Source organism: Micromonospora sp. NPDC003241, from assembly GCF_053589795.1.
On the sequence record NZ_JBSFSO010000015.1, the window covers coordinates 102,486 to 126,832 of the forward strand.

Consider the following 24,347-nt stretch of genomic DNA (forward strand, 5'->3'; position numbering starts at 1 on the left):
TTACATCTCAGCTTGCTGAGGAGGTGCGGACCAGCGTGCGGATCTGGCGCAGCAGCACCGAGAGCGCGGCCAGGTCGGCGCGGGACTCGTCGAACTCCCCCATCGCCCGCTCGGCGCGGTGGATCGAGGTGGCGTTCGACTGTTCCCACTGCTGCACCCGCTCCGACGGCGGAAGGTCACCCGCCGTGGAGTCAAGCACCTCCCCGGTGAGCGCGGCCAGCGCGGCGTACAGGTCGTAGCGCAGCGCCATCCGGGCCAGCGTCTGCCAGCGGTCCTCCCGGGGCAGCAGGGAGATCTTCGACAGCAGCGAGTCGACCCGGAACCGGTTCGAGAGCACGAAGTAGACCGAGGCCACCTCGCTCACGTCCCGCCCGCTGCCGGCCGCGGTCTCCACCACGTCCAGCAGACCGAAGCTGTACATCAGGCGGGTGTTGCGCTCGGCCAGCTCACGCGGCACGCCCCGCTCGGTCATCGAGTCGATGTGCGCCGCGATGCCCTCCCGCTCGGTGCCGTAGAAGAGCGTCTCCAGCTTCGGCAGCAGCTCCGACACGCCCTCACGCAACCGGGCGATCTCCGCCGGCACGTCCAGCGGCGAGCGCCGGTTGGTGACCAGCCAGCGCACCGCCCGGTCGAGCAGCCGCCGGGTGTCCAGGTAGGCGCTGGTCTGCAACCCCGGGTCGACGCGGTTGTCCAGGGCCTCGATGGCGTCCCAGACCTCCCGCAACCCGAACACCTCGCGGACCACCACGTACGCGCGGATCACGTCGGCGGCGGTGGCGGCGGTCTCCTCGACCACCCGGTAGACGAACGAGATGCCGCCCCGGTTGATCGCCTCGTTGACCAGCACCGTGGTCACGATGTCGCGACGCAGCCGGTGCCGGTCCATCCGGTCGGCGAACCGCTCCCGCATCGGGGTCGGGAAGTAGTTGACCAACACCTCGTTGGTCCACTTCTCGTCGGCCAACCCCTCGGCGATGATCTCCTTCTCCAGGGCGATCTTCACGTACGCCAGCAGCACCGCGAACTCCGGCGCGGTCAGCCCGGACTCGGCGCGTACCGCCAGCTCCTCGTCCGGCGGCAACGCCTCCAGCGCCCGGTTCAACTCGCCGGAGCGTTCCAGGTGGGTGATCATCCGCCGGTGCACCGGCAGCAGCGAGGCGGCCTGCGTCTGGGCGTTGTTGATCGCGCGGGCCTGGTCGTAGTTGTCCCGCAGGACCAGCTCGGCGACCTCGTCGGTCATCCGGGCGAGCAGGTCGTCCCGCTCGGGGACGGACAGCTCGCCGTCGGCGACCGCCGTGTTCAGCAGGATCTTGATGTTCACCTCGTGGTCGGAGCAGTCCACCCCGGCCGCGTTGTCGATGAAGTCGGTGTACATCCGGCCGCCCGCCTGGGCGTACTCGATCCGGCCCTGCTGGGTGAAGCCCAGGTTGCCGCCCTCGCCGACCACCCGGCAGCGCATGCTGCGCCCGTCCACCCGGATCGCGTCGTTGGACTTGTCGCCCACCTCGCCGTTGGTCTGGGTGGAGGCCTTGACGTAGGTGCCGATGCCGCCGTTCCAGAACAGGTCGACCGGCGCGGTGACGATCGCCTTCATCAACTCCTGCGGGCTGATCTGCGTCACGTCGTCGGGCAGCCCGAGCACCTCGCGGACCTGCGGCGACACCGGCACCGACTTCGCGGTACGCGGGTAGACGCCACCGCCGGCCGAGATCAGCTCGGCGTGGTAGTCCTCCCAGGTCGAACGGGACAGCTCGAACAGCCGCTTGCGCTCGACGAACGAGGTGGCCGCGTCCGGGTTCGGGTCCAGGAAGATGTGCCGGTGGTCGAAGGCGGCCACCAGCCGGATGTGCTCGGAGAGCAGCATTCCGTTGCCGAACACGTCGCCGGACATGTCGCCGACGCCGACCACGGTGAAGTCCTGGCTCTGGGTGTCGTGGCCCAGCTCGCGGAAGTGCCGCTTGACCGACTCCCAGGCGCCCCGGGCGGTGATGCCCATCTTCTTGTGGTCGTAGCCCGCCGAACCGCCGGAGGCGAACGCGTCGCCCATCCAGAAGTTGTGCGCGACGGAGATCTCGTTGGCGATGTCGGAGAAGGTCGCGGTGCCCTTGTCCGCTGCCACCACCATGTACGGGTCGTCGCCGTCGTGCCGGACCACGTCGTCGGGCGGCACGATGTCACCGGCCACGATGTTGTCGGTGACGTCCAGCAGCGCGGAGATGAACTCCTTGTAGCAGACCACGGCCTCGTCCCGGTCGCCCGGCTTCTGCTTCAGCACGAAGCCGCCCTTGGCGCCCACCGGCACGATCACCGCGTTCTTCACCATCTGCGCCTTGACCAGGCCGAGCACCTCGGTCCGGAAGTCCTCCCGCCGGTCGGACCAGCGCAGCCCGCCCCGGGCCACCGGCCCGAACCGCAGGTGCACACCCTCGAACCGGGGCGAGTAGACGAAGATCTCGAACTTCGGCCGGGGCGCCGGCAGGTCCGGGATGGCCTGCGGGTCGAGCTTGAACGCCACGTACGACTTGGGCCGCCCGCCGATCGGCTTCTGGTAGAAGCTGGTCCGCAGGGTGGCCTGGATCAGGTTCAGGTACGCCCGCAGGATGCGGTCCTGGTCCAGGCTGGCCACGTCGTCGAGCGCGGCGTCGATCTCGGAGACCAGCTCCGCCGCCCGTTCCTCCCGCTGTTCGGCGGTGAGCGTCCCCGGTTCGAACCGCGCCTCGAAGAGCCGCACCAGCAGCGTGGCCATGCCCGGGTACGCGATGAAGGTGGACTCCATGTAGTCCTGGGAGAAGACGGTGCCGGTCTGACGCAGGTACTTCGCGTACGCCCGCAGCACCACCACCTGCCGCCAGGTGAGCCCGGCGCGCAGCACCAGCTCGTTGAAGCCGTCCACCTCGGCCTCGCCCCGCCACGCCGCCGCGAAGGCGTTCTCCACGTGCGGGCGGACCTCGGCCAGCTCCTGGTGGCCCTCGGGCAGACGCAGCCCGAAGTCGTACAGCCAGATCCGGCCGTCGACCCGTTCCACCTCGTACGGGTGCTCGTCGACCACCTTCACGCCGAGCGAGTGCAGCACCGGCAGCACCGCGGAGAGCATCATCGGCTCGCCGTAGCGGTAGACCTTGAACCGGACGTCCATCGACTCGTCGACATCGGACCGGACGACCGCACGCGGCAACGGCTGCTTGCGGAACAGGTGCATCTCGAGCTGGCCGGACTCCTCCAGCAGCTCCAGCTTGGCCAGGTCCTTCATCGCCTCGTACGGCGTGTGCCCGTCCTTGTAGCCCTCCGGGAACGCGTCGGCGTACCGGGCGAACAGGTGCTTGGCCTGCTCGTCGCCGAGCTTGCGCTCCAGCACCAGCCGGTAGTCGTCGTCCCACAGCCGGGTGGCGTCGGCCAGCTCCTCGGCGAGCAGGTCGGCGTCGATGTCCCCGGGCGGGCTGCTCGGGTCGGTACGCACGATGAAGTGCACCCGGGCCAGCATCGACTCGGTCACCCGGGTGGTGTAGTCCACCCCGACACCGTTCAGCTCGCGCAGCAGGATGTCCTGCATGCGTAGTCGGTTCTGCGTGGTGAACCGGTCCCGGGGCAGATAGATCAGGCAGGAGATGAACCGCCCGTACGCGTCCCGGCGCAGGAAGACCCGCAGTTGCCGGCGACCCGCCATCCGCAGTACGCCGATCACCGCGTGGTAGAGGTCGTCGGTCTTGATCTGGAACAGCTCGTCGCGCGGGTACGTCTCCAGGATCTGCAACAGGTCCTTGCCGGAGTGGCTGCGCTGGCTGAGCCCGGAGCGGTCCAGCACCTCGGCGACCTTGCGTCGGACCACCGGCAGCTCCTGCACGCTGGTGCGGTACGCGGCGGTGGAGAACAGGCCGAGGAACCGCCGTTCGCCCACTACCCGACCGTCGGCGTCGAAGATCTTGAAGCCGATGTAGTCGAGGTACGCCGAGCGGTGCACGGTGGCCCGCGAGTTCGCCTTGGTGATGATCAACAGGCGCTTCTCGGTGACCTTCTCGTGCGCCTCGGGCGTCATCGACGACAGCGCCCGCGCCTCCGGCGAGTCCTGTCGCAGGATGCCCAGCCCGGTGCCGAGCACCGCCTCCAGCGCCGGCCCGCCCTCGGTCGAGTCCTGCACCAGCCGGTACTCGCGGTAGCCGAGGAAGGTGAAGTGGTCGTGGGCCAGCCAGCGCAGCAGCTCGACCGAGTCGGTGATGTCCTTCTCCGGCACCGGCGGCCGGTTGTCGCTGGTCCGCGCGGCGGCCAACTCGTCGGCGAGGGCGAGGGCCCGCTGGCGCATCTTGGGCCAGTCCTCGACGGCCTCGCGCACGTCGGTGAGCACCCGCTGCAACTCGCGGCGCAGCTTGTCGCGTACCTCCGGGTCACGGACCGGATCGATCTCGATCCGCATCCAGCTCTCGACCAGGTCGCCGTCGATCGCGTCGTCCGGCTCCACGTCGGCGGCGACCTCGACCAGTCGACCCAGCGGCTCCCGGCGCACCACGACCAGCGGGTGCACCAGCAGGTGCACGTCCAGGTGGTGGCTGTTGAGCAGGGCGGTCACCGAGTCGACCAGGAACGGCATGTCGTCGGTGACGATCTCGACGACGCTGTGGTGCTGCTCCGCGTCGGGTGAGTGGATCCGCAGCTTCAACTCGCCCGGCACCCGCTGCTCGGCGAGCTGGCGGTGGGCGCGTGCGGCGTCGAGCATCTCCTCGGCGGTGAAGCCGATCAGCTCCTCGTCCGGCGCGAACCGCCAGAACCGACCCACCAGGGTCGCCGCGTCGTGGTCGTCGCCGGCCAGGGCGACCGCATGGGCCACCAACCGCTCGGCGTTGGGCACCGGCTCGTCGAGTTCGGCGTCCTCCACGTCGTCCGCCAACGCCTCTGGTGGCAGGCCCAGGTCATAGAGGGTGTCGATGCTCGAACCGGTCATCCCGGTCGTTCCTGTGTCGAGTCGGCCGTAGCCGTCTCCGTCGGTCGCCGTGTCGAAGCTGTCGTCCCGGCCGGTGTCATCCTGCCGGAGGTCGGGTCCCGGTTTGATCGCCGGACGCCGGTCCATTCGGTGCCACTCCCCTCGACCCACCGCGTTGTGGGTCACTCTCGCCGCCCAGCCTAGGCCAGACCGACCGGTCGGCCCGTCGGCGTACCACCAGCCGGACTTCCGGTGCGTGACGTCGTCCTTTCGCACGTTGCGGTACGAGGTTCGGCCGGGTCAGGAGTACCCCGCCAGATGTTGTTCATCACACGAGCGCGGTCCCGTCTTTCGCCGAACGGGATACGGCGGGGCAGCCCCAGGTGTCGGGGCGTACTAGCGTGCAGGGCAGCCCGAGCAGGAGGACACCAGCCCGATGCACCGTGTGTACCGCAACCGTCACACCTCGTCACGACTGGCCGCCCTTGCCACCTGCCTGGTGATCTCGGCCACTCTGGTCGCCTGCTCCGGTGAGGACGGCCCGGAGCGCAGCGTGGACGCCTTCCTCGCCGGCTGGCCCACAGGCGATCTCCAGGCGGTCGGTTTCGTCGACCCGACCGGCAGTCGGCTGCCCGCCGCCGACGTCGCCCGGGAGATCAGGGAGCTCTCCGGCGAGCTGGTCGAGACGCCGCCCAAGCTGAGCCGGCAGGGCAAGCCCACGGTGGAACAGGACACCGCGACCAGCACGGTCCGGGTCGAGTGGACGCTGCCCGGCGACGTCACCTGGGCGTACGACCGGCCGGTTCGGCTGGTCAAGGGACGCGACGACGACTGGCAGGTGATCTGGGAGCCGCAGGTCCTCGCCGAGCAGCTCACCCGTGGCGACCGGCTCGGTCTGCGGCGTGACCCGGCGCCCCGCGCCGGCGTGCTCGACGGTGCGGGCGCGCCGCTGGTGGCCCCGCGCGCGGTGGTCCGGGTCGGGCTGGAGCCCCGCGCGGTGACCGACGTGAAGGCCGCCACCCGCGAACTGGACGCGGCGTTCCGGGCGATCCGACCGGCGATCACCCCACCGGTCGACCTGTCCGGTCTGGCCAAGCGGTTGGACGAGGCGAAGCCGGACGCGTTCGTCGAGGTCGTCACGCTGCGCGACGAGGCGTACCGGCAGATCAGGTCCCGGATCAAGGACCTGCCGGGGGCCGTCTTCTCCACCGACGAGCTGGACCTCGCTCCCACCCGCGAGTTCGCCCGGGCGGTGCTCGGCACGGTCGGTCCGGCCCAGGCCGACGACCTGAAGAACTTCCCCGACCGTTACTCCCCTGGTGACCTGGTCGGGCACGGCGGGGTACAGGGACGCTGGGACGAGCGGCTCCGTGGCGCGCCGGGCCTCACCGTGGTGGTCAAGCGGGCGTCCGGAGCCGGCACGGTGGAGCCCACCGGCACCGAGCTGTTCCAGCACGACCCACGGCCCGGCGAGCCGGTGCGGACCAGCCTCGACGTGGCCACCCAGAACGCGGCGGACCAGGCACTGCGCGGCGAGCGGCGACGCTCCGCCCTGGTCGCCGTCCGGATCGGCGACGGCGCGGTGCTCGCCGCCGCCAACGGTCCCGGCGCCTCCGGGGAGAACCTGGCCTTCACCGCCCAGGTGCCGCCGGGCTCCACGTTCAAGATGGTCAGCGCGCTCGGGCTGGTGGAACGCGGCGCGGTGACCCCGGACACCCGGGTCGACTGCCCCAAGACCCAGGTCGTCGACGGCCGGTCGTTCAAGAACTCGAACGACTTCGCCCTCGGCGAGGTGCCCTTCCGCACCGTCTTCGCCCGGTCCTGCAACACCACGTTCGCCGCCCTGGCACCGCAGCTCGGCGGCGACGGACTGGCCGCGACCGGCAAGACGCTCGGCCTGGAGGGCCAGTGGACGGTCGGGCTCGACGCCTTCACCGGCAAGGTCTCCGCGAACGGTGGCGCCACCGAACAGGCCGCCGCCGCGATCGGCCAGGGCACCACCCTGGTCAGTCCGTTGGCCATGGCGGCGGCGACCGCGGCGGTGGCCAAGGGCGGCTTCACCCCGCCGAAGCTGGTGCTCGACCCCGCCCCGGAGGGGGCGACCGAGCCGGGCCCGGAGCTGAACGCCGAGGCGGTGACGGCGGTCCGCGAGATGATGCGCGAGGTCGTGACCAGCGGCACCGGCACCGCCTTGAAGGACGCCCCGGGCGGGCCGGTGCACGGCAAGACGGGCACCGCCGAGTACGACGACAACCCGGAGAACACCCACGCCTGGTTCGTCGGGTGGCAGGGCGACATCGCCTTCGCCGTCTTCGTGGAGAAGGGCGGCTCGGGCAGCGGCACCGCCGTGCCGATCGCCGAGCGTTTCCTGCGCGCCCTGTCCCGCTGACCGCTCAGGCGGTCAGCCCGCCCGGCGCGGATGCGGGCCGGGCGGCGTCGTCGGCCGAGTCGGCGTCGGTGAACCCGTCCTCGTCGAGAGCGGCGACGTCCGGTTCCCGGTACGCCACGTCCGACTCCGACGCCCGGTGTTCGACGCCGTCCGGAGCCGGCTCCCAGTCGGTGCGGTCAGGCTCCGGCTCCCGGTCGGCCGAGAGCCCCTCGTCCGGGCCGCCCGCACCCGGGCCGGCGGCGACCGGTGCCGCCGCCAGCAGGCGCGGTCCGGCCGACGGCACGTCGGCCCCCCGGCGCGGTGCCGGAGCGGGACGTTCGACGGTCTCCGGACGCAGCCGGGGCGGCATCGAGCCGGGCGCGGTCACCGGACGCAGCCCGGCCACCAACGTGTTGACGATCTCGGCCGCGTACGCGCCGTCCGGGTCGTAGTCGGGGTCGAAGACGGTCAGCTCGACGCCGAGGCAGTGCGGGGTGTCGACCAGCCCGGCGAGCAGGATCTCCAGCTCGGCGAAGGCGATGCCGCCCGGGTCGGGGGCGTCGACCGCCGGCATCACGGCCGGGTCGAGGACGTCCACGTCGACGTGCACCCAGTAGCCGGCGCAGTCCGCGAGCTGCTCGTGCGCCCACTGGGCGGTACGGGCGGCGCCCTCGGCCCGCAGCGCCGGGACCGGCCGGGTCAGGATCCCGGCGGCCTGGAGGTCCAGCCGGTACTCGTCCTGGGCGCGGATGCCGAGCACCACCACGTCGATGTCCCGGAAGTACGGGCGTCGCCCCTCGATGGCGGCCAGGTCGGCCTGGCCCCGGCCGGTGACCAGGGCGAGGTCCTCACCAGCCGCCGCGCCCACGTACGAGGCGTTGCCCGGGTGCCGGAAGTCGGAGTGTCCGTCCACGAAGACCAGGCCGATCCGGCCGCCCACCGCCTCGCCGAGCCGGTGCATGGCCAGTGCCGAGCCGAGCAGGATCGAGCAGTCGCCGCCCAGGATCACCGGGAACTCGTCCCGGTCGATGATCGCGCCGATCCGGTCGGCCAGTCCCACCGAGTAGTCGGCGATCTCCCGGGCGTGACACACCCCGTCGCCCGGCCGCCAGTCCCCGGCGTCGTACCGGGGCGGGGTCAGGTGACCGGCGTCGCGAGCCCGCAGCCGGGGCAGCAGGCCCTGGTCACGCAGTGCGCCCGGGGCCTTGCCGCAGCCCGGCACCGAGGTGGGCGTGGGTGGACGCAGGCCGAGGTTGCTCGGCGCGTCGAGGACGGCGATCCGGCGCATGATGGGCTCCCGTCCTCCGATGTCGGGCGGGCCGGCGAACACGCCGGCCCGCGCTGGCGTGGTAAGTGACTCAGAACAGGGCGCTGGCCAGGGCCCGACGCGCCGACGCGACCGCCGGATCCTCCGGACCGGCGATGGTGAAGAGGCCGACCAGGTGCTGGCGTACCTTCTCCCGGTCCTCCCCGGCGGTCCGCCGGACCACCGAGACCAGCCGCTGGTAGGCCTGCTCGGCCAGCCCGCTGAGCACCTCGATGTCGGCGGCCAGCAGTTGCGCGTCGACGTCGTCGGGGTCGGACGCGGCGGCGGCGAGCGCCGCCTGCGGGTCCGCACCGGCCACCCGGCGGGCCAGCCCGACCTGGGCCAGTCCGGCCTCCGCCGCCGCGTCCGCCGGGCTCTCCGCCAGGATCTTGCGGTACGCCTGCTCGGCGGCGTCCAGGTCGCCGGTCATCAGGGCGTCGTCCGCCTCGTCCAGGCGCGGGTCCTCCGGCTCGGCCACGGCCACGCCGCCGGCCTTGAGCACCGCCTGGAGCCACTGGCGCAGTTGCGCCTCCGGCACCACGCCGGAGAAGGCGTCGACCGGCTGCCCGCCGACCACCGCGTACACCATCGGGATGCCCTGCACCCGGAACATCTGGGCCAGTCGAGGGTTGGCGTCCACGTCGACCTTGGCGAGCACCCAGGCGCCGCCGCCCTCCGCCGCCAACCGCTCCAGCACCGGGGAGAGCTGCTTGCACGGCTCGCACCACTCGGCCCAGAAGTCCACCACCACGGGTGTGGTCAGCGAGCGCTCCAGGACCTCGGACTGGAAGGTCGCCTCCGTCACGTCGACGACGGTGACGCCGCCGCCGACGGGGTTGCCGGGCGCGGCGGCGGGCGGGCCGGACTGGGCCGGTGCCGGGGTGGGACTGGGCGCGGCGGGGCGCAACGCGCTGAGGTCGACCGCGCCGCGGGTGAAGATCGACGAGGTGATCCGTGGGTCGCTCATGGTTACCTAGTCTCGCACGCGATTTGCCGAACTCAGGTGCAGCCACCGCCCGTGCAGTTGCCACTGTCGCCCCTGCCCAGACACCCCCGCCGGAGCAGGTGTCAGAACCGGGCGGGCTCGCGGTAAACGCCCCATTCCGCGCGCAACGCGTCGCAGATCTCGCCGAGCGTCGCCTCGGCCCGGACGGCGTCGAGCATCGCCGGGATCATGTTCTCCCCGGTACGGCTCACCGCCACCATCGCCTCGACCGCCGCCCGGGCCCGGGCGGCGTCCCGGCCGGTCTTGCGCTCGGCCAGCAACCGGCGCTGCTCCAGCTCCACCTCGTGCGAGATGCGCAGGATCTCCAGCTCCTTGGCGACCGTGCCGGTGTGGCAGTTGACGCCGACGATCTTCTTGTCGCCCTTCTCCAGCGCCTGTTGGTAGACGAACGCCGACTCGGCGATCTGGCCGGTGAACCAGCCGTCCTCGATGCCGCGCAGGATGCCGGAGGTCATCGGGCCGATGGTGTGCGGGCCCTCGCCGCCCAACGCGCGGATCCGGGCGAAGATCTCCTCCGCCTCCGCCTCGATCCGGTCGGTCAGCGCCTCGACGTACCACGAGCCGCCGAGCGGGTCGGCCACGTTGGTCACCCCGATCTCCTCCATCAGCACCTGCTGGGTCCGCAGGGCGATCTCGGCGGAGGAGTCGGTGGGCAGCGCCAGGGTCTCGTCCAGCGCGTTGGTGTGCAGCGAGTTGGTGCCGCCGAGCACCGCGGCGAGCGCCTCGACGGCCGTACGCACCACGTTGTTGACCGGCTGCTGGGCGGTCAGCGACACTCCGGCGGTCTGCGTGTGGAAGCGCAGCCAGAGCGCTTTCTCGCTGGTGGCGCCGTACACGTCGCGCAGCCAGCGGGCCCAGATCCGGCGGGCGGCGCGGAACTTGGCGATCTCCTCGAAGAAGTCGACGTGCGAGTCGAAGAAGAAGCTCAGCCCGGGGGCGAAGACGTTGACGTCGAGTCCGCGCGAAAGGCCCAGCTCGACGTAGCCGAACCCGTCGGCGAGCGTGTACGCCAACTCCTGCGCGGCGGTCGAGCCGGCCTCGCGGATGTGGTAGCCGGAGACGGAGAGCGGCTTGTAGCGCGGGATCTCCCGGGCGCAGTACTCCATCAGGTCGCCGATCAGGCGCAGGTGCGGCTCGGGGTCGAACAGCCACTCCTTCTGCGCGATGTACTCCTTGAAGATGTCCGTCTGCAGGGTGCCGTCGAGCGTCGACAGGTCGGCACCCTGCCGCTCGGCGGCGACCAGGTACATGCAGAACACCGGCACCGCCGGGCCGGAGATGGTCATGCTGGTGGTGACCGCCGCCAGGTCGATGCCGTCGAAGAGCGCCTCCATGTCGACGGCGCTGTCCACCGCCACCCCGCAGTGGCCCACCTCGCCGAGCGACTGCGGGTCGTCGGAGTCGCGGCCCATCAGGGTGGGCATGTCGAACGCGACCGAGAGACCGCCGCCGCCGGCGCCGAGGATCATCTTGTAGCGCTCGTTGGTCTGCCGGGCGTTGCCGAACCCGGCGAACTGCCGGATGGTCCAGGTCCGCCCGCGATAGCCGGTCGGGTGCAGGCCCCGGGTGTACGGGAACTCGCCCGGCCAGCCGATCCGGTCGAAGCCCGGGTACGCGGCGCCCTCCGGGGGCCCGTAGACCGGCTCGACGGGCAGCCCGGAGAGCGTGGTGAAGTCCGCGTCCCGCTTGCGCGCGGCGTCGTACCGGGCCTGCCAGCGGGCCCGTCCGGCGGCGATCTCGTCGGCGTTCATCCCCGGGCTCCTCCTTGAGTCCTCGACTGCACGTCGAGTGTAGAGCCCTTACCTGAACGATCGCTAAGGAAACTGCTACCGACCGGTAATGCCGACGGGCCCCTCAGACGGCGGGACCACCGATGGCGACGTCGTCCACCCGGATGTTGATCTCGTCGACCCGCAGCCCGTACGCCTCGATGGCCTGGGTCACGCCGGTCCGCACCGCCGAGGTCACCTCGGGCACCGCGTGCCCGGCGTCGATCACGATCACCAGGTTGACCACCGCCGAGCCGTTGGTGACGTGCGCCGAGCACCCGCGCCGGGCGTCGCCCACCTGGTCCAGCCCGACCCGGTCGAGCACCGCGTTGAAGAACCGTGCGATGTCACCGCCCAACTCGACCACACCGGGAACGGCCTTCGCGGCGGCCACCGCGATCTTCTCCACCACCTCGTCCGAGATGTCGGTACGACCACCCGCCACCGCGTCCGGCGTCATCGGCAACTCCTGCGTCATCTCGTGGTCCATCTCTCTCCAGCAGCCGTCACACCACCCCACGCGCTCTGCGAAGGCGGTGCGAGCGTAACCGTCCGAGACGGTCCGCAGTGGACTGGATTTCAGCCGGAGAGCTGGGCCAGCAGGGTGTCCGCGGCGGCGTACGGATCGATCGCACCGGCAGCGACCTCGGCGGCGAGCGCCGGCAACTGCGTACCGTCGCGCAGCGAGCCGATCCGGGCGCGCAGCGCACCCAGCGCGATCGCCTCGATCTCGGCGGCGGCCCGCGTCTCCCGGCGACGGCGCAGCTCGTCGTGCTCGACCAGCCAGCCCCGGTGCTTGTCGACGGCGGCGGCGACGTCGTCGATCCCCTCGCCCCGGACGGCGACCGCCCGCACCACCTGTGGCCGCCACTGGCCCGGTCCGCGCTCGCCGAGCGCGATCATGCCCTGGATGTCCCGGACCGTCGCGTCGGCGCCGTCCCGGTCGGCCTTGTTCACCACGAAGATGTCGGCGATCTCCAGGATGCCGGCCTTCACCGCCTGGATCGCGTCGCCCATGCCCGGCGCGAGCAGCACCAACGTGGTGTCGGCGAGCGAGGCCACCTCGACCTCGGCCTGCCCGACCCCGACGGTCTCCACCAGCACCACGTCGCAGCCGGCGCCCTCCAGCACCCGCACCGCCTGCGGGGTGGCCGCCGACAACCCGCCCAGGTGCCCCCGGCTGGACATCGACCGGATGTACACCCCGGGGTCGGTGGCGTGGTCCTGCATCCGCACCCGGTCACCGAGGATCGCCCCACCGGTGAACGGACTGGACGGGTCGATCGCCAGCACGCCGACCCGGTGTCCCCGCGCCCGCAGCGCGCGGACCAGCTCGTTGGTGGTGGTCGACTTGCCCACCCCCGGCGAACCGGTCAGACCGACCACCTGGGCCCGTCCGGTGTGCGGCGCGAGCGCCGCCGCGATGCGCGGCAGCGTCTCGTCACCCGACTCGACCAGGGTGATCAGCCGGGCCACCGCGCGTGGGTCACCCTCGCGGGCCCGTTCGACGAGCATCGGTACGTCCCGGCTACGCCGCACCGAACCGGCTGCGGCCGGCGCGCTCCCCCTCGTCTCGCTCATACCGCCGCCCTCGACCGCGACGCTCGCACGCGGTGCGTCGGGCCCGACTGCCGGGCCCGCCCGCTCACCGTGCTGCGCGTCGGGCCCGACGGCCGGGCTCGCACGATCGGCTCGTTCCTCGTGCTCACAGGTCGGTCTCGGTCGGGGCCGGGACGTGGATGATCAGCGCGTCGCCCTGACCACCGCCGCCGCAGAGCGCCGCCGCTCCGGTGCCGCCGCCGCGCCGCTTGAGCTCCATCGCCAGGGTCAGCACCAGCCGGGCGCCGGACATGCCGATCGGGTGCCCCAGCGCGATCGCGCCGCCGTTGACGTTGACCTTGTCCGGGCTGATCCCGAGGTCACGGGTGGACTGGATGCCGACCTGGGCGAACGCCTCGTTGACCTCGATCAGGTCGAGGTCGGAGACGCTCAGCCCGCCCTTGCGCAGGGCGTGCTGGATGGCGTTGGACGGCTGCGAGTGCAGGGAGTTGTCCGGGCCCGCCACGTTGCCGTGCGCACCCACCTCGGCCAGCCAGGTCAGTCCGAGTTCCTTGGCCTTCGCCTTGCTCATCACGACCACCGCAGCCGCGCCGTCGGAGATCGGCGACGAACTGCCGGCGGTGATGGTGCCGTCCTTGGCGAAGGCCGGACGGAGCTTGGCCAGCGTCTCGGCGGTGGTGTCCGGGCGGATGCCCTCGTCCTCGCTGACCACCAGCGGGTCACCCTTGCGCTGCGGGATGACCACCGGGGTGATCTCGTCGGCGAAGTGGCCGTTCTTCTGCGCGGCGGCGGCCCGCTGGTGGCTCGCGGCGGCGAAGGCGTCCTGCTCCTCGCGGCTGATCCCCCGCTCGGCGCCGTGGCGCTCGGTGGACTCGCCCATCGAGCAGCAGTCCCAGGCGTCGGTCAGCCCGTCGAGCGCCATGTGGTCCTTGACCACCACATCGCCGTACTTGTAGCCGCTCCGCTGACCGAGCAGCAGGTGCGGGGCGTTGGTCATCGACTCCATGCCGCCGGCCACCACCACGTCGAACTCACCGGCCCGGATCAACTGGTCGGCCAGCGCGATCGCGTCCAGCCCGGAGAGGCAGACCTTGTTGATGGTCAGCGCGGGCACCGACATCGGGATGCCCGCCGCCACCGCCGCCTGGCGGGCCGGGATCTGACCGGTACCGGCCTGGAGCACCTGCCCCATGATCACGTACTGGACCTGGTCGGGGGCCACGCCGGCACGTTCCAGTGCCGCGGAGATGGCGACACCGCCGAGTTTCGTCGCCGGTAGGTCCTTCAGGTTGCCCAGCAGACGCCCCATCGGGGTGCGCGCGCCACTGACGATCACCGAAGCCATGACTGCCTCCGAGGGGGTGCCGACCTGTACGCCTTAACTATCGTTCGGCCAGACTAGCGTCATGCCTGAGAACTCCCCCGTCGAGCCCGCTGCCGACTATGTCACAGACATCGGTCTACGCCGCATCGACCATGTCGGGATCGCGGTCGCCGACCTCGACGCCGCGATCGACTTCTACCAACGGACCTTCGGCATGCGGTGCGTGCACACCGAGGTCAACGCCGAGCAGGGGGTCCGCGAGGCGATGCTGACGGTCGGGCCGACCGCCGAGGGTGGCTGCGTGCAACTGCTCGCCCCGCTGACGCCGGAGTCGACCATCGGGAAGTTCCTCGACCGCAACGGACCGGGTGTGCAGCAGGTCGCGTACACCGTGGCGGACATCGACGTCGCCTGTGCGGCGCTGCGCGAGCGCGGCGTACGCCTGCTGTACGAGACGCCCCGGCGCGGCACCGCCGACTCCCGGATCAACTTCGTCCACCCCAAGGACGCCGGCGGCGTCCTGATCGAACTGGTCCAACCCGCCTGACGACACGGCGCACAGCCCGAACGCAACGCAGGTGCCGGTGCGGTGCGGGTGCGGTGAAAGGAAGGGTCCCCTGCTAACGCCTCGTGCATAGCAGGGGACCCTTCCTAACACGCAGCACCCCGCACACACGCAGTACGCCGCACATCGCGCCGTACCCCGCACACGCGCGCTACGCCGTACCCCGCACACGCGCAGCACGTCCCACGTCGCGCAGCACGTTCCACGTCGCGCAGCACGCCGCACGTGGTGTACGACGCGGCGCGCCGTCGGTACGACGAGGCTGGCCGGGGACGGCGTGCGGTGACGGGCGGGTACGACGCTGCCCGGGCCGGGCGCGGCGGCTGGCCTCACGGACGAGGTGCCGGTGGCCATTCGGTGAACCGCCTTTGACTTTCCCAGAGGCACGCCGACACCCATTCGAGTGAGACGGGGCGGCTGGAAACATAAGGACGCCGGTCCCCTTTTCCGCCTCACGCTGCGTGCCTTCGCGCTCGCCTCGGAGCTGGCAAGATCGCCACTTCCCCCCGCGGTCCGGCACCCTGTCGAGTTGACCATGTAATGAGGACGGCAAAGGGCGGCACGCTCTTGCGAAGCACCCCGGGGGGTCTGCCAGTATGTCCCAATGCCCCAGCAGCAGTCCTCCCCTCTCGCGTTCTTCGATAACGCGAACTCGCAGCCCGATTTCACGGTTGGCCTGCGCGGATACAACACCGGTCAGGTCGACGACTTCATCGGCCGGCTCAACGCCGCGCTGAGCCAGGCCAACAAGGACCGCGCCGACGCCGAGCAGGCGCTCAACGACGCCCAGCGCCGGCTCCGGCAGTCCGAGCAGCGGCTCACCGCCCTGGAGCAGAAGCTCACCGACACCAGCAAGCAGCTGGAGGAGAACAGCCGCCCGACGCTGTCCGGTCTCGGCACCCGGGTCGAGCAGATCCTCCGGCTCGCCGAGGAGCAGGCCAACGACCACCGCAACGAGGCCAAGCGCGAGTCGGAGGGCATCCTCTCCGCCGCCCGCCTCGAGGCGCGGGAGATCACCGACAAGGCCCGTGCCGAGGCCGCCGCGATGAAGGCCAGCGCCGAGCGCGAGGCGGGCAACGTCCGCACCGCCGCCGAGCGCGAGGCGGCCGAGGCGCGGGTGCAGGCCCGCCGGGAGGCCGACACGCTGCGCGCCGACGCGGAGCGGGAGACCAAGCAGCTGCGTACGGTGACCGCGCACGAGGTCGCCGAGCTGAAGTCGACCGTCGAGCGGGAGGTGGCCACCCTCCGGGCCACCGCCGAGCGGGAGATCACCCAGCAGCGGGCCAAGGCGGCCCGAGAGGCCGAGGAGAAGCGCGCCGAGGCGACCAAGCTCCTCACCGACGCCCGCGACAAGCGCGACAAGGACCTCCAGGCGCTGGAGCTGCAGCTCGCCGAGCGGCGGGAGAAGGCCGAGCGCGAGGAGTCGGAGCGGCACGCCGCCCAGGTCGCGCAGACCCAGAAGCTGGTCAGCGAGGCCGAGCAGCGGGCCCGGGCCGCGCAGGAGCGGGCCAAGGAGATCGAGCAGCGGGCCGAGGCCCGTCGGGTCGAGTCCGAGCGCAACGCGACCGAGACGGTCGAGAAGGCCAAGGCGCTCTCCGAGCGGACCCTGAGCGAGGCCCGCGCCGAGTCGCAGCGTCTGCTCAACGAGGCGCGTACCGAGGCCGAGCTGACCACCCAGGCGGCCCGCCGCGAGGTCGAGGACCTCACCCGCCAGAAGGACGCCGTCACCTCGCAGCTCGGGCAGATGCTCTCCGGCCTGGCCGGCATCGTTCCGGGCGTACCGAACAACGCGAACGCCGCCGCGGCGGCGGACAAGCCGGCGGCCAAGAAGGCCGACGAGTCCGACGACAAGGTCGCTGCGGAGACCACCAGCTGATCCGGCGGCGCGGGGCATGATCGACGGCGCGGGGTGACACCGGGTGACGGTGCCACCCCGCGCCGCCCTGCTTGTGCGGGACGTGTTCGCAACCGCTCGTCCCAGCACGTGAAGTAGGTCCCAACCGGGGCGTCCGTATCGCCCCAGGAGTCGCCGTTGCGTGTGAGGATGGGAGCATGTCGCACGGCGAGGAACTGTTCTCCCTCGGCGGGGACGTGACCACGGAGCCCAGCTTCGAGTCCGCCCTGCGAGGATACGAAAAACGGCAGGTCGACCGGTACGTTGCTCGTGCAGAGCACGAGATCGCGGCGTTGGCGGCCGAACGGGAACAGGCCTACACCCAGATCCACAAGCTGGCCGGTCAGGTCGAGGTGCTCCAGCGCGACCTCGCCCAGGTCCGCAAGCAGGTCGGCGTGGTCGACCGTGCCGCGTTCCGCCACCTCGGTCCCCGGGTGGAGCAGATCCTGGCGCTCGCCGAGGAGCAGGCCGAGGACATCCTCGGTGCCGCCCACGAGGAGATCGAGGCACGACGGGCCACCGCCGAGCACATCATCGACGAGGCGCGCGCGGAGGCCGCCAAGGCGCTCAAGGATTTCGAGATCGCGCTGGCCACCCGCCGGGCCGAGGAGGAGCGGCAGGCCGCCGCCCGTAAGGCGGACTCCGAGGCCGCTGCCCGGGCCGCCCGCGAGGAGGCCGCCCGGCTGCGCAAGGCCGCCCAGGAGGCGTTGGCCAAGGCCGAGCAGGAGGCGACCCAGCTCCGCGACGCCGCCAAGGAGATCCACACCCGGGCCCAGCAGGAGGCGGCCAAGCTGCGGGAGGCCGCCCGCGAGGTGCACGCGACCGCCCAGCAGGAGGCCACCCAGCTCCGCGACGCGGCCAAGGAGGTGCACGCGAAGGCGCAGCAGGAGGCCAAGCGCCTGGTCGACCAGGCCACCGAGGCCGGTCGCGCCACGCACGCCAAGGCCCAGCAGGAGGCCAAGCAGATCATCGACGACGCCGCCATGGCCGGCCGCGCCACGCGCGACAAGGCCCGCCAGGAGGCCGAGCGGCTGACCGCGCAGACCACCGAGGCGGCCCGACGCACCCGCACGGAGACCGAGGCGTACGCGCAGCGCATGCGCACCGAGACCGAGGCGTACGTGCAGCACGCCCGCGCTCAGGCGCAGCAGGAACTGGGCGCCTGGCGGGCCGGGGTGGAGAAGGAGGTCAACGGCCGGCGGGAGGCGGCGGACCGGGAGCTGACCGAGCGGCGGGCGACCGCCGAGCGCGAGTTCACCAGTCGTCGCGAGGAGCTGGAGAAGCAGTTCACGACCCGCAACGCCGAGCTGGACGAGCAGTACCAGGGCCGTACCGTCGAGCTGGAGTCGGGTTTCGAGACCCGCCGCGCCGAGCTGGAGTCGGAGTACACCACCCGGAAGAATGAGATCGAGCAGGGCGCTGACGCGATCCGCCAGGCCGCCGAGCAGGAGGCCGCCACGGTGCGCGCCGAGGCCAAGGAGCGGGCCACCGCGCTGCTGCGCGACGCCGGGACCGAGGCGGCCGACAAGCGCCAGGAAGCCGACGAGTACGCCACCACCACTCGCCGCGAGGCGGACGAGCACGTCACCACCGCCCGTCGCGAAGCCGACGAGTACGTGGCCTCCTCCCGACGCCAGTTCGAGGAGTACGCCGCCACCACCCAGCAGCACCTGGCCACCACGCAGCAGCACCTGGCCGCGACGCAGCAGGAGGCGGCGGCGAGCCGCCAGCAGCTCGCCCAGGTGATGCTGGAGATCGCCAAGGCCCAGCAGCAGCTCGCCGACCTGCGTCAGGAGACCTGGAAGTCCCGGCAGGAGTCCGACGACCTACAGCGCAAGCTGCTCGACCTGCGGCTCACGGCGGCGACCGGCCCCGACGGTCCGGGTACTCCCGCCGCCGTGGCCGCCTCCGCCCCAGCTGCCGCGATGGCCGCCTCCGCCACCACCTCTTCCTCCGCCACGGCGCCGGTCGCCGTCAACGGCAGCCGCCCGAGCAACAGCGTCGTCGGCGCGGCGAGCGGCCCGGGTGGCTCGGCCGACACCGCCACCAGGCCCACCGAACCTGCGGGCGACGACGGCCTGGCATCGAGGCCGGCGACCACCGGCGACGACGGACCGACCGCGAAGCCGGCGACCACCGGCGACGACGGGCCGGCGACGAAGCCGATGGCGGAGCCGGTCACTACGGTCGAGGACGCGACGGCGAAGCCGGCCACCGAGCCGACCTCGGTCGACGGCAGCACGGCGAGCGCCGGTGTGGACGGCGAGCCGACGGTGGCGGCCGTGCCGGGGGCGGGTGGCCGGGACGCCACCCCGACGAAGATCACCAGCACCGGCGAGAACGGCAAGCGCCCGACCAAGCCGACCACTGACGAACGCAGCGCCAAGCCGAGCAAGGTCACCTCAGACTGAGACAACGGCGCCCGACGGCCAGGCGGACGGGACGAACCGACGACGCCCCACAACCAGGCGGACTCGGGACGAAGCGACGCCACCGGCCGTCGGCCAAGCGGCCTCGGTGCGGAGTCACGGCCCCCAACGATCAGGCGGACTCGGGACGGGCTACGGCGGCCGACGGTCAGGGTGAGTCGGGACGGCGGTGCGCGGCCGGTCGACGGGACGCTCCCCAGGCGACGAACCGGTCGAACAGCACCCGAGGTGCCGGGCCGTCGTGCGGGTTGAGGTGGTAGAGGTCCCGCATCGCCTCGTACATCAGGCCGGCCAGATAGATGGTGAGGCCGGCGCTGTTGCCGTCGTACTCCAGCCGGAGCAGCAGTCGCGCCTCCCCGCAGGGCCAGGGCTGCCCATCGGCGCGACAGCACCAGGTCGGTCGTAACGGGGTGTGCGGGGGCCGACTGCCGACGGGTCGCGGACGCTCGGGACGGGGGCCGTCGCCCGGCATGGGCAGGCGCGTGGTGATCACGCCTGGTCACCCGGCGTACGCCGCTGTCGGCTGCCGGTCGCCCGCCACCACTGGCCCGGCGTGAGCCGGCCGGGGCGGCCCGCGTGTTGGCGCGGCAGCGGCTGGGTCGGCTGCTCCGTCCAGCCGGGCAGGTGAGTGTCCCGGCGACGGTGCGGCAGGACCGGCAGGATCACCGTCGGGCACTGGTACCACTTGCTGCGCACATCGACCTCCCTCGGGAAAGTCTGGACACATCTGCTGCTGACGCGACGCCGGATGTGGCCAGGACTGCGGGAGGGGCCGCCCACGCGGGGGAAGGCGGGGGCGGCCCCGGCCTGGACCAGCCCGCGCCCCCTCGGCAACGAACCAGTCCGGCATGGCTGACAGTCTGCTGAGCGAGCCACTACTGTCGGAAGGCATCGAGGCTGGTCGTCGTACCTCTGCGAAGTCCTGTCCCCGACGGACAATTCCGAGTGTTCCTCGGGCTGAGACTGTGGAGGCATTGTGGAGGGAACGACGGCGGACCTGATCCGGGCGCAGCTTCGCCGACTGCGCGTGGCCGCCGGGCTCAGCCAGGAGGAGTTCGGCAAGCAGGTGCACTACTCACCGTCGATGGTCTCGGCCGTCGAGACCGGCAGTCGGCCGTACGACCGGTCGTTGCTCGCCCGCGCCGACGAGGTGCTGCGCTCCGGCGGGCTGCTGGTCGCGTTGCTGCGGATCGCCGAGCGGGAGGGGCAGCCCTCGTGGTTCCTGCCGTGGCTGGACGCTGAGCGAATGGCCCGGCAACTCCGAGTGTTCGAGCCCATGCTGATCCCGGCCGTGTTGCAGACCGAAGGTTACGCCCGCGCGGTGATCCGTTGCGACGACCTGCTCAGCGACGAGGAGGTGGACCGGCGGGTCGCCGCCCGGCTGGATCGGCAGGGCATCCTCACACTGCCGGAGCCGCCGCAGCTCATCGCGGTCGTCGACGAAGCCGTCCTGCACCGGCGGGAGGAACGCTTCTGGCCGGTGATGGTGCACCAGATCGAGCACCTGATCGCCTCTGCTGCGCGACCAAACGTGAGCATCAATGTCATCCCGCTCGGTGTCGGGGTACACATCGGGCTCTCCGGGCCGTTCTCGCTGGCCCGCAGCGAGGACGGCGGCTGGGTGGCGATCATGGAGAACCAACTGACCGCCACGCCGACCGACAGCGAGGCGGACCTGGCTACGCTGTTGGCGCGCTGGGAGACGGTGCGCAACGAGGCACTGTCCCGCCAGCAGTCGATCGAACTCCTCGACAGGGTGGCGAAGTCATGGACCTGAACGGCGCGACCTGGCGCACCGCCAGCCGCAGCGGCAACACCAATTGCGTGGAGGTGGCCGACAACCTGCCCGGCGTGGTCGCGGTCCGCGACAGCAAGGACCGGCAGGGCCCGGTGCTCGCGTTCGCCCCGCAGACCTGGCGCTCGTTCATCCGGCAGGTCAAACAACACTGAGCCGGAGGCAACCGCGAGGGTGAGCGACCGCGCGGGGCGGTGACCAGCAGCAAAGCCCCACCGACCTGGTCGAGTCATCCCGGCCCACGAGCGGTCGGGCGGATCAGCAGCCCCCGATACGACGCATCTGCTGGCTCGGTCCGCCGACCCCGCATTACCCTGCCGAGCAGGACCCGACGGCCACCGAGGCCGGGCGGGACCGACACGGCTCAGGCAGCGATCAGCCCGGGCCAGAGCGGGGAGAGACCGAATGGCGCAGGACGGGCCGGAGCAGCCCGAACGTGAGCAACCCAAACGTGAGCAACCAGGGGTGGGTCAGCACGACAGCGCGAGCCAGGACGACAGGGAACAGCCCCGAGCGGGCCAGCGTGATGGGGAACAGCCTGCGGCGGGGCGGCCCAGGGCGATGGCGGTGAGCTCCGACCACGAAAGCCCGTCGACTGCCCAGATGGCCAGGGAAACGTCGGCCTCGGGGGCAATGGACGGTCCGGCCGGAGCGGAGGCGGGTCGGTTCGGTACACCGGGGCGGCCGCTACGGCGGAACAGCTTCCTGGTCGGGTTCACCGGTGCGCTCGGCGTGCTGCTCGCGTACGCCGTCTATCTGGGGTTGCGCAACGCGGCCGGGATGGTCGTGCTGGTGGTCATCGCGTTGTTCCTCGCGGTGGGCCTGCACCCGGCGGTGGTCCGCCTGCGGTCGTGGGGGGTGCCGCGCGGCCTGGCCGTGGCCATCGTGGCGCTCGTCGTGGTCGCGCTGCTGAGCGGGGGCGTACTGGCCCTGGTGCCGCCGATCCTGACCCAGTTGACCCAGTTCATCGACCAGTTGCCGAGCTACCTGGAGTCGTTGCGCCGCAACGAGACGGTCAACGACCTGGTGGAACGCTTCGACCTGATGCGGCGGGCGCAGGAGTTGGCCAGCGCGGACGTGGTCGGGCGGGCGCTGGGCGGCGTGCTCGGTGGTGCCCAGTTCCTCTTCGGCACGATCTTCCGGGTGCTCACCGTGCTGGTGTTGACCATCTATTTCCTGGTCTACTTCGACCGGATGCGCGACCTCGCGTACGCCCTGGTGCCGCGCTCGCGCCGGGAGCGGGTGCAGCTCATCGGCGACGAGATGCTGACCAAGGTCGGCGCCTACATGGTCGGCGCGCTCTCCATCGCCGTGCTGGCCGGTGTCGCCGCCTTCGTCTTCGCGCTCGCGGTGGGCCTGCCCTATCCGTTCGCGCTCGCCGTGGTCGTGGCGATCACGGATCTCATCCCGCAGATCGGCGCGACGCTCGGCGCGGTGGTCGTCAGCCTGGTCGGGTTCGCCACCGAACCGTCCGTCGGCATCGCCTGCGTGGTGTTCTTCGTGATCTATCAGCAGATCGAGAACTACCTGTTCTACCCCAAGATCATGCGCCGGTCGGTGCACGTCAACGAGGTGGCGGCGCTGGTCGCCGCGCTGCTCGGGGTGTCGCTGCTCGGCGTGATCGGCGCGCTGATCGCCATCCCGACGGTCGCCGCGATCCAGATCGTCCTCCGCGAGGTGGTGATCCCCCGCCAGGACCGCCGCTGACCACCAGCGGGCTCGCGTCGTCGCCACCGGCGGGATCGCCGCGCGAGTGCCGCACCGGCCGACAGGTGGGACCCGGGGGTCAGTCGGCGCGACGCTGCTCCGGGCCGGTGACCGGGATGTCCGCGAAGGCGGCCACCGTACGGTCGGCGTACGCGCTGGCGTCGCCGGTCTCCATCGGGCCGTCCCAGGTCGTCGGCAGCGGCACCGACGCCGCCGGGTTGACCCGCCGGACCACCTCGTCCAGCACCGTCTCGGCGTCGCCGACCCAGAGGTGCTTCGCGCCCGGTACCCCGACCACCTCGGCCTGCGGCACTGCGGCGAACCGCTCGCGGGCCTCCTCGGGGCGGAGGTAGTCGTCGAACTCCGGCACCAACGCGGTCAGCGGTCGGCCGAACTCCGCCCAGTGGGCCAGGTCGGCCGCCTCGGAGAAGCGCAGCGGCGGGGAGAGCAGGACCGCGCCGGACACGGCCGGGTCACCGCCGTACTTGAGCACCAGGTCGGTGCCGAACGACCAGCCCAGCAGCCAGATGTTCGGCAGCTCGTGGAACTCGGCGTACTCGATGGCGGCGGCCACGTCGTACCGCTCGCCGACAGCCGAGTCGAAGCTGCCCTCGCTGGTGCCGCGTACGCTGCTGGTGCCCCGGGTGTTGAACCGCAGCACGGCCAGGTCGGCCAGCGCGGGCAGCCGCCAGGCGGCCTTGCGGAACACGTGGCTGTCCATCATCCCGCCGTGGGTGGGCAGCGGGTGCAGGCAGACCAGCGTGGCCACCGGCTCGCGGTCGACCGGGCGGGCCAGCTCACCGACCAGCCGCAGTCCGTCCGCGGTGTGCAGCTCGATGTCCTCCCGGCGACCGGGCAGGATCGACGACGCGCGAATGGGTGCACTCACCCCTCCATCCTCCCGTCCCACCGTCCCTGCCGCCCGGCCAGGTGACAAAGATCGCCGGAAGGCGGGTCCGGACGGCCCGCGTCTCGGCACCTCGGCGTCCCGCTACTGGGCGCGTAGCCACCTGGGGTGGCGGTGTATCGCGCAGACGACACCCGCGAAGCCCTCATCGCCGGCGTCCTCACCCGCATCCTCGATTCGACGGGCGGCCGGCAGCGGGCGGGCAGGCCCAGCCGGCGGGCCGGCGTTCATCCGTAGCGGCGGGTGCCGGGCCGAACTCGCGATGGGCGGACCGCGCGATGGGCGGGGCGGCGTTCAGCCGTGGCGGGGGGCGCTGCGGCCGCGCTGGATTCCCGGTGTCCGCCGGTCCCGGGCGCGCCAGCAGCCGGTGTGCCAGTGCCGCCGGTCGGTCAGGTCGCCCCGGTCGTCGGCCGGCCAGGCGACCAGATGCGCCACGCCGGGCCGGATCTCCTGGTCGCAGCCGGGACAGCGGTACGTCTTGGTCGACCCGCCGCCGCTGATCGCGCGTACCTGCCAATCGCCGTCCCGCCACTGCTGCACCGAGGCGACTCCGTGCCGGGCACGTTCGGCGTCCAGACGCGTGTCATCGTCACGGCGGGGACGGTTGCGACGAGGGCTCACGTCACCCAGCGTAAGGCCGGGTGGCACCGTGCTTCTCGTCGCCCGGCGGGGGCTGCTTGTTAGGAGGGGACCCTTCCTATACCCCAGGCGTTAACAGGAGCGACCGGCGATAGGACCGGCGGGTCTGCGGCGAGCCTCGACACGTCGGCCGCCGGCGTTGTCGTCACCGGAAGCTGACGCTCGA

18 protein-coding genes are annotated in these 24,347 nt (G+C 71.9%); 7 read left to right on the plus strand and 11 right to left on the minus strand.

Annotated features, from left to right (window positions below; genetic code table 11):
- Nucleotides 1–7: 7 nt before the first annotated feature.
- The gene (locus ACWDVW_RS15080) at nucleotides 8–5,059 is read right to left on the minus strand and encodes an NAD-glutamate dehydrogenase (protein WP_449948598.1); all 5,052 of its coding nucleotides are present in this window, start codon (nucleotides 5,057–5,059) and stop codon (nucleotides 8–10) included.
- A gap of 289 nt (nucleotides 5,060–5,348) precedes the next feature.
- On the opposite strand from ACWDVW_RS15080, the gene ACWDVW_RS15085 reads away from it, so the two are divergent.
- Nucleotides 5,349–7,301: a penicillin-binding transpeptidase domain-containing protein gene (locus tag ACWDVW_RS15085; protein ID WP_449948601.1), complete on the plus strand. Its 1,953-nt coding sequence runs from the start codon at nucleotides 5,349–5,351 to the stop codon at nucleotides 7,299–7,301.
- A gap of 4 nt (nucleotides 7,302–7,305) precedes the next feature.
- Here ACWDVW_RS15085 and ACWDVW_RS15090 read toward each other — a convergent pair whose 3' ends face one another.
- The 6 genes from ACWDVW_RS15090 to ACWDVW_RS15115 all read right to left on the minus strand — a co-directional run bounded on the left by ACWDVW_RS15090 (nucleotide 7,306) and on the right by ACWDVW_RS15115 (nucleotide 14,266).
- Nucleotides 7,306–8,571, minus strand: coding sequence for an arginase family protein (locus ACWDVW_RS15090; protein WP_449948686.1), 1,266 nt, complete (start codon nucleotides 8,569–8,571; stop codon nucleotides 7,306–7,308).
- A gap of 67 nt (nucleotides 8,572–8,638) precedes the next feature.
- Nucleotides 8,639–9,553, minus strand: coding sequence for a tetratricopeptide repeat protein (locus ACWDVW_RS15095; RefSeq protein WP_449948604.1), 915 nt, complete (start codon nucleotides 9,551–9,553; stop codon nucleotides 8,639–8,641).
- 101 nt (nucleotides 9,554–9,654) lie between these two features.
- Nucleotides 9,655–11,343, minus strand: a complete 1,689-nt coding sequence (locus ACWDVW_RS15100) for an acyl-CoA mutase large subunit family protein (RefSeq protein WP_449948607.1) — start codon at nucleotides 11,341–11,343, stop codon at nucleotides 9,655–9,657.
- A gap of 103 nt (nucleotides 11,344–11,446) precedes the next feature.
- Nucleotides 11,447–11,851, minus strand: coding sequence for an Asp23/Gls24 family envelope stress response protein (locus ACWDVW_RS15105; protein WP_449948609.1), 405 nt, complete (start codon nucleotides 11,849–11,851; stop codon nucleotides 11,447–11,449).
- An 89-nt stretch (nucleotides 11,852–11,940) separates the two neighbouring features.
- Nucleotides 11,941–12,942 (minus strand): methylmalonyl Co-A mutase-associated GTPase MeaB, encoded by a 1,002-nt coding sequence (meaB, locus tag ACWDVW_RS15110; protein ID WP_449948612.1) that lies wholly within the window; start codon nucleotides 12,940–12,942, stop codon nucleotides 11,941–11,943.
- 124 nt (nucleotides 12,943–13,066) lie between these two features.
- The gene (locus tag ACWDVW_RS15115) at nucleotides 13,067–14,266 is read right to left on the minus strand and encodes an acetyl-CoA C-acetyltransferase (RefSeq protein ID WP_449948614.1); all 1,200 of its coding nucleotides are present in this window, start codon (nucleotides 14,264–14,266) and stop codon (nucleotides 13,067–13,069) included.
- 61 nt (nucleotides 14,267–14,327) lie between these two features.
- On the opposite strand from ACWDVW_RS15115, the gene mce reads away from it, so the two are divergent.
- The 3 genes from mce to ACWDVW_RS15130 all read left to right on the plus strand — a co-directional run bounded on the left by mce (nucleotide 14,328) and on the right by ACWDVW_RS15130 (nucleotide 19,115).
- Nucleotides 14,328–14,792, plus strand: coding sequence for a methylmalonyl-CoA epimerase (mce, locus tag ACWDVW_RS15120; RefSeq protein WP_350692383.1), 465 nt, complete (start codon nucleotides 14,328–14,330; stop codon nucleotides 14,790–14,792).
- 622 nt (nucleotides 14,793–15,414) lie between these two features.
- Complete coding sequence (locus tag ACWDVW_RS15125) at nucleotides 15,415–16,686, plus strand: DivIVA domain-containing protein (protein WP_350692385.1); 1,272 nt, start codon at nucleotides 15,415–15,417, stop codon at nucleotides 16,684–16,686.
- A gap of 176 nt (nucleotides 16,687–16,862) precedes the next feature.
- Nucleotides 16,863–19,115: a hypothetical protein gene (locus ACWDVW_RS15130; protein WP_449948618.1), complete on the plus strand. Its 2,253-nt coding sequence runs from the start codon at nucleotides 16,863–16,865 to the stop codon at nucleotides 19,113–19,115.
- Nucleotides 19,116–19,281: 166 nt separating this feature from the next.
- Here ACWDVW_RS15130 and ACWDVW_RS15135 read toward each other — a convergent pair whose 3' ends face one another.
- Both ACWDVW_RS15135 and ACWDVW_RS15140 read right to left on the minus strand, forming a co-directional pair.
- A complete protein-coding gene (locus tag ACWDVW_RS15135; protein WP_449948688.1) occupies nucleotides 19,282–19,605 on the minus strand; it encodes a hypothetical protein in 324 nt (107 codons plus the stop codon).
- A 17-nt stretch (nucleotides 19,606–19,622) separates the two neighbouring features.
- Entirely contained in the window at nucleotides 19,623–19,829 is a 207-nt protein-coding gene (locus ACWDVW_RS15140) for a hypothetical protein (RefSeq protein ID WP_449948621.1), read from the minus strand.
- 280 nt (nucleotides 19,830–20,109) lie between these two features.
- Between ACWDVW_RS15140 and ACWDVW_RS15145 the strand changes: the two genes are divergently transcribed.
- The 3 genes from ACWDVW_RS15145 to ACWDVW_RS15155 all read left to right on the plus strand — a co-directional run bounded on the left by ACWDVW_RS15145 (nucleotide 20,110) and on the right by ACWDVW_RS15155 (nucleotide 22,635).
- Nucleotides 20,110–20,910: a helix-turn-helix domain-containing protein gene (locus ACWDVW_RS15145; RefSeq protein WP_449948623.1), complete on the plus strand. Its 801-nt coding sequence runs from the start codon at nucleotides 20,110–20,112 to the stop codon at nucleotides 20,908–20,910.
- Nucleotides 20,901–21,083 (plus strand): DUF397 domain-containing protein, encoded by a 183-nt coding sequence (locus ACWDVW_RS15150; RefSeq protein ID WP_449948626.1) that lies wholly within the window; start codon nucleotides 20,901–20,903, stop codon nucleotides 21,081–21,083. Before ACWDVW_RS15145 ends, ACWDVW_RS15150 begins: the two co-directional genes overlap by 10 nt.
- Nucleotides 21,084–21,531: 448 nt before the next feature.
- Nucleotides 21,532–22,635 carry an AI-2E family transporter gene (locus ACWDVW_RS15155; RefSeq protein ID WP_449948628.1) on the plus strand — a complete coding sequence of 368 codons (1,104 nt, stop codon included), beginning with the start codon at nucleotides 21,532–21,534 and terminating at the stop codon, nucleotides 22,633–22,635.
- Between the two features lie 79 nt (nucleotides 22,636–22,714).
- On the opposite strand, the gene ACWDVW_RS15160 is transcribed toward ACWDVW_RS15155, so the two are convergent.
- On the minus strand, nucleotides 22,715–23,524 hold the full coding sequence (locus ACWDVW_RS15160; RefSeq protein WP_449948631.1) for an alpha/beta hydrolase: 810 nt from the start codon (nucleotides 23,522–23,524) through the stop codon (nucleotides 22,715–22,717).
- A gap of 312 nt (nucleotides 23,525–23,836) precedes the next feature.
- A complete protein-coding gene (locus ACWDVW_RS15165; RefSeq protein WP_131052243.1) occupies nucleotides 23,837–24,163 on the minus strand; it encodes a hypothetical protein in 327 nt (108 codons plus the stop codon).
- Between the last annotated feature and the right edge of the window lie 184 nt (nucleotides 24,164–24,347).

What these genes read in the sequence shown, in the direction of transcription:
- mce (WP_350692383.1), top strand. Translation starts at nt 14,328, where the DNA reads ATGCCTGAGAACTCCCCCGTCGAGCCCGCTGCCGACTATGTCACAGAC.
- ACWDVW_RS15130 (WP_449948618.1), top strand. Translation starts at nt 16,863, where the DNA reads ATGTCGCACGGCGAGGAACTGTTCTCCCTCGGCGGGGACGTGACCACG.
- ACWDVW_RS15085 (WP_449948601.1), top strand. Translation starts at nt 5,349, where the DNA reads ATGCACCGTGTGTACCGCAACCGTCACACCTCGTCACGACTGGCCGCC.
- ACWDVW_RS15100 (WP_449948607.1), bottom strand. Translation starts at nt 11,343, where the DNA reads ATGAACGCCGACGAGATCGCCGCCGGACGGGCCCGCTGGCAGGCCCGG.
- meaB (WP_449948612.1), bottom strand. Translation starts at nt 12,942, where the DNA reads ATGAGCGAGACGAGGGGGAGCGCGCCGGCCGCAGCCGGTTCGGTGCGG.
- ACWDVW_RS15115 (WP_449948614.1), bottom strand. Translation starts at nt 14,266, where the DNA reads ATGGCTTCGGTGATCGTCAGTGGCGCGCGCACCCCGATGGGGCGTCTG.
- ACWDVW_RS15080 (WP_449948598.1), bottom strand. Translation starts at nt 5,059, where the DNA reads ATGGACCGGCGTCCGGCGATCAAACCGGGACCCGACCTCCGGCAGGAT.
- ACWDVW_RS15135 (WP_449948688.1), bottom strand. Translation starts at nt 19,605, where the DNA reads ATGCCGGGCGACGGCCCCCGTCCCGAGCGTCCGCGACCCGTCGGCAGT.
- ACWDVW_RS15125 (WP_350692385.1), top strand. Translation starts at nt 15,415, where the DNA reads ATGCCCCAGCAGCAGTCCTCCCCTCTCGCGTTCTTCGATAACGCGAAC.
- ACWDVW_RS15150 (WP_449948626.1), top strand. Translation starts at nt 20,901, where the DNA reads ATGGACCTGAACGGCGCGACCTGGCGCACCGCCAGCCGCAGCGGCAAC.
- ACWDVW_RS15155 (WP_449948628.1), top strand. Translation starts at nt 21,532, where the DNA reads ATGGCCAGGGAAACGTCGGCCTCGGGGGCAATGGACGGTCCGGCCGGA.
- ACWDVW_RS15105 (WP_449948609.1), bottom strand. Translation starts at nt 11,851, where the DNA reads ATGGACCACGAGATGACGCAGGAGTTGCCGATGACGCCGGACGCGGTG.
- ACWDVW_RS15095 (WP_449948604.1), bottom strand. Translation starts at nt 9,553, where the DNA reads ATGAGCGACCCACGGATCACCTCGTCGATCTTCACCCGCGGCGCGGTC.